The sequence below is a fragment of the Psychrobacter sp. genome, from assembly GCF_018260395.1.
Classification (GTDB): domain Bacteria; phylum Pseudomonadota; class Gammaproteobacteria; order Pseudomonadales; family Moraxellaceae; genus Psychrobacter.
This window is the reverse complement of sequence record NZ_JAGLBC010000173.1, coordinates 1-4,277: the sequence shown is the minus strand read 5'-3', so window position 1 is coordinate 4,277 and position 4,277 is coordinate 1. Positions and strand designations below refer to the sequence as shown.

Here is a 4,277-nt window from a genome sequence, read left to right as displayed (position 1 = left end):
GATGTATTAAATCCAGCTGATAAATCTGTTGTAGCTAAAGCGCCATTAGCGACAGAAAAAGAGCTAAATGAGGCCGTTGCTGCTGCAAAAGCAGCTTTTCCAAGTTGGTCAGGGCTTGAACATTCAGAACGTCGTAATATGTTATTAAAGCTTGCTGATGCGGTTGAAGAGAATGCAGAGGAATTAAAAACCTTACTATCTAAGGAACAAGGCAAACCATTAAAAGGCTTTGGAAATTTAGGTGCAGGTTTTGAGTTTGATATGACTCTAAATTGGATCAGAACGACAGCAGACTTTGAATTAAAAACTGAAGTTATTGAAGAAAATGATTCCTTCAAAGTTGAAATCCATCGTAAACCTTTAGGAGTTGTTGGCTCTATTACACCTTGGAATTTCCCGTTAATGATTAGCATATGGCACATCATTCCTGCCATGTTGGCTGGTAATACTGTGGTAATGAAGCCCTCAGAAATGACGCCTTTAACCATGCTTCGATTTGGAGAAATTGCTCAGCAAGTTCTTCCTCCTGGTGTGCTAAATATAGTTTCGGGTGCAGGTGAGCTTGGTGCATTAATATCAGGTCATGAAGATATCCGTAAAATTGTATTTACAGGATCTACTCCTACTGGTAAAGCTATCATGAAGAGTGGGGCAGTGAACTTAAAACGATTAACGCTTGAGCTTGGTGGTAACGATGCGGGTATCGTATTAGATGATGTTGATGTTGACGATATCGCTGAGAAAATATTTGCCTCTGCATTCATTAATAACGGTCAAACTTGTGCCGCTTTAAAACGCTTGTATGTTCATGAATCTGTACATGATCACTTATGTGAAGCACTTACCAAGATAGCTACTAGCATGAAAAATGGTAACGGTTTAGATGAAGATACCGATTTAGGTCCTCTGCAAAACGAAAAACAATTGAATATCGTCAAAGATCTTGCTGAAGATGCAAAAATACAAGGAGCAACTTTCCTTTGCGGTGGTGAAATCGTTAATGAAGAAGGTTTCTTTTATCCACCCACATTGGTTAGTAATATCAAAGACGGATCAAAGCTAGTAGATACTGAGCAGTTTGGTCCTATCTTACCAATCATTAAATTTAGTACCATTGAAGAAGCGCTTAAAGGGGCAAATGGTTTAGAGATTGGTCTTGGTGGTTCTGTATGGTCTAAAGATATCGCTAAAGCGAGTGAAGTTGCTGAAAAAATGGAATGCGGTACCGTTTGGATTAACAATCATGCTGCAGTATTACCAATAGCTCCCTTTGGTGGCGTAAAGCAATCTGGCTTCGGTGTTGAATTTGGTGATGAAGGCTTAACAGAATACACTTCAGTTCATACTATTCATACTTATAAATAGCTGGCTTTTAAATGAGAATTTAGGCTTATTGATCGGTTATTAATTGCTTTTATTTAAGTCAAATTACAACTTACCAGTGTTAATAATAGAGTCATATTTGAAGCAAAGAGGTTAGTACTATTACTGACCTCTTTTTTTTAATTTAAAATAGGTGCTATTTTTGCTAATAAAAACTTTATCTAAAACCTTATATCAGAAGTTATTCATACCATAAGTAATTTATTCTTTGACTAACATGAATCTGGATATCATGTATCAAAGCAGCCTTATACCTGTAATAAAAAGTTAGTCAATAACCGTTTAGCCCCTTCTGTTGCAAACGATTCAGGATGAAATTGAACACCCTGAATGGAAAATTGCTTATGGCGGATACCCATAATTTCCTCGCCATTGTTAACATATTCCATTAAGTCTTGGCTAGCATAGGCCTCATTAGACACCACTGAGGTAACCTGTAAGCAATTAGGAAGGCTATCTGCTTTCACCATTAAGGAATGATAGCGCATAATTTCAATCTCTTGGGGCAATCCATAATACACCCCTTGTTCATCATGACGAATCGGTGAGGTTTTGCCATGCATTGGCACGCCAGCACGTACCACGTCTCCACCAAATACGTGAGCGATACCTTGCATACCTAAGCATACACCTAACAAAGGTACAGTCGGTCCCAGCGATTTAATGACGTCACTACACACACCAAAATAAGCAGGATCATCTGGAGAACCAGGACCGGGTGAGATGATTATACGGTCATAATTTTGAGATTTTATTTCTTCCAAACTGATTTCATTATTGCGTTTAACGGAAACTTTACTATTAGGATATTGTTGATTCAATTCAGTATGAAGAATTTCACCGACATATTGGTATAGGTTAAAGGTAAACGAATCGTAGTTATCAATAATTAAAACATTCATTGCTAATCCTTGGTTGGCATGGGCCGTTTATACTTTTTAATTATGTTAGATAATTTTAATACAGCTTATTTTAAAAACTTTAAGCATTGATAAAACTGTCTAGCACCACTTTCATGGCAGACAATTTACGTTGAATTTCTAAGTATTCATCTTCTGGATTAGAGTCATAAACGTTACCGCCACACGTTTGGGCGTAAGCTTCATCACCATTAATAAACAAGCTGCGAATAGGAATGGCAAAGATACAGTCGCCATTAAAATTAAAAGACCCTAATGCACCACCATAAACGCCACGGCCATCGGGCTCAAGCTCATTAATAATTTTAATGGCTTCAATCTTGGGTGCTCCAGATAAAGTACCAGCTGGGAAGTTACTCGCTAGCGCCGTAAACATATCTTCATCGGGATGTAGGACGCCTACTATTTCAGATGAGATGTGTTGAACATGAGAATATCGTTTTATGTCCATAAGACTTCGGACTTTGACGGTACCAAATCTTGCCACACGCCCTATATCGTTTCTATGCAAATCAACCAACATATTGTGTTCAGCAATTTCCTTGGCATCGTTTAATAATGCACGTGCCAATTGACGGTCTTCAACCTCATCTTTGCCGCGCTTAGCAGTACCTGCCAAAGGATACGTTTCCATCTCTCCCTGACGCAACCTAAACAATAATTCTGGGGATGCACCAATAATACGCTGCGACCCAAACTTCATAAAATACATATGCGGCGAAGGATTAACCTGACGTAGCTTTTCATAAATAGGAATATGATCGCCAATGATTCTATATTTTGATTTGAATCCAACCTCACATTGAAAAACTCGTCCGGCAATAATATCTTCTTTAACTCGCATGACCGCTTCAGCATGTTGCTCTTGACTCATACCATCGCCAATAAATTCTACGCTAGGGGATTGATAATTAGGAGCAGGGGCTGTTAACAAAGATTTAACTTTATCGATGCGGTTGTGCTGCTGCCCAGTAGGATAATAAAAATAATAAATTTCACCGGTCATTTTGTCTAACGTTAAGCCGTCTAAATATACCCCAAATTTAAAAGCTTCAAAATGCTCGCTGGATTTGGCATGTAGGCTGGGTTCGAAGTAGTTGACGCTGTCATAACCAAGATAGCCTACTAGACCACCGGTTTGGTCTCGGGCTAGCACATGTTGCGGTGTAATCTGACGTAATAATTGGTAGGGATTGTCAGTTTTATAGTCGCGGGTTTTACCATTTAGATTATCAGTGATTGATAAGGTATCTTGACCCAAAGCGGCTATGGTCATAATAGGGGAAAACCCAATAGCATGATGTCGCGACATATGACCTTCAGCGCCTAGAGACTCTAATAAATAACAGGTATCAAACTGTGCTTCAATGCGTTTAAATAATTCAAAAAAATCAATGTCTTCAGTTAATTTAATACGGACAGGTTTGCTTGGGATATCAATCATTTGTGGCTGATTATCACAAAATGTGTTGCTCATAAATAAATTCCAATTAGATGCTAAGTGTTAATAATAAAAAATAGATAATTAAGCCAGTTGAATTATTTTAACTCCCTGCGATGAACCTTTAATAGTTCTTTTATAGCCTCTTGTTCATAGCGTTTAAGCGCTATAGCACCTCTTGATACCGTAGCTATCCCGACACCTAATTGCTGTGCGATAACTCTTTGAGTGACCCCTTGTTCAAGTAAGTCAAAAATTCTTACCCTATTGGCGATGTCTTGCAGCTCTTTATCAGTCAATAGAGCCGCCAACAACGACTGTATTTCTTGTCGGTCTGACAACTCAGCTAAGTGTTGTAATAAGCTATGATAGGCATCTGGCGTATTATTGGTCATATTTTTTAAAGTCGATTTGGATAATAGCAAAGGATAAAATTCAAATTGTATCGGTATTCTAGTACACTAGAACAAACTTGTAAACCTTTGATTCAACATCAGGGTTAAAGCTTAGACAAAAAAAAGCAGCCCGTAGAC

General features: G+C 38.3%; 4 protein-coding genes. 1 reads left to right on the top strand and 3 read right to left on the bottom strand.

The window, feature by feature from the left end; all coding sequences use genetic code 11:
- Nucleotides 1-1,365: aldehyde dehydrogenase family protein (locus QZ265_RS10000; protein WP_296405801.1), on the top strand; the 1,365-nt coding region annotated here is incomplete at its 5' end.
- A gap of 266 nt (nt 1,366-1,631) precedes the next feature.
- Here QZ265_RS10000 and QZ265_RS09995 read toward each other — a convergent pair.
- The 3 genes from QZ265_RS09995 to QZ265_RS09985 form a co-directional block, all read right to left on the bottom strand.
- On the bottom strand, nt 1,632-2,285 hold the full coding sequence (locus tag QZ265_RS09995) for an aminodeoxychorismate/anthranilate synthase component II (protein ID WP_296405799.1): 654 nt from the start codon (nt 2,283-2,285) through the stop codon (nt 1,632-1,634).
- 79 nt (nt 2,286-2,364) lie between these two features.
- Nucleotides 2,365-3,780 carry an anthranilate synthase component I family protein gene (locus QZ265_RS09990; RefSeq protein ID WP_296405796.1) on the bottom strand — a complete coding sequence of 472 codons (1,416 nt, stop codon included), beginning with the start codon at nt 3,778-3,780 and terminating at the stop codon, nt 2,365-2,367.
- Nucleotides 3,781-3,842: 62 nt separating this feature from the next.
- Nucleotides 3,843-4,139, bottom strand: a complete 297-nt coding sequence (locus QZ265_RS09985; protein ID WP_296405794.1) for a Trp family transcriptional regulator — start codon at nt 4,137-4,139, stop codon at nt 3,843-3,845.
- Nucleotides 4,140-4,277: the final 138 nt, after the last annotated feature.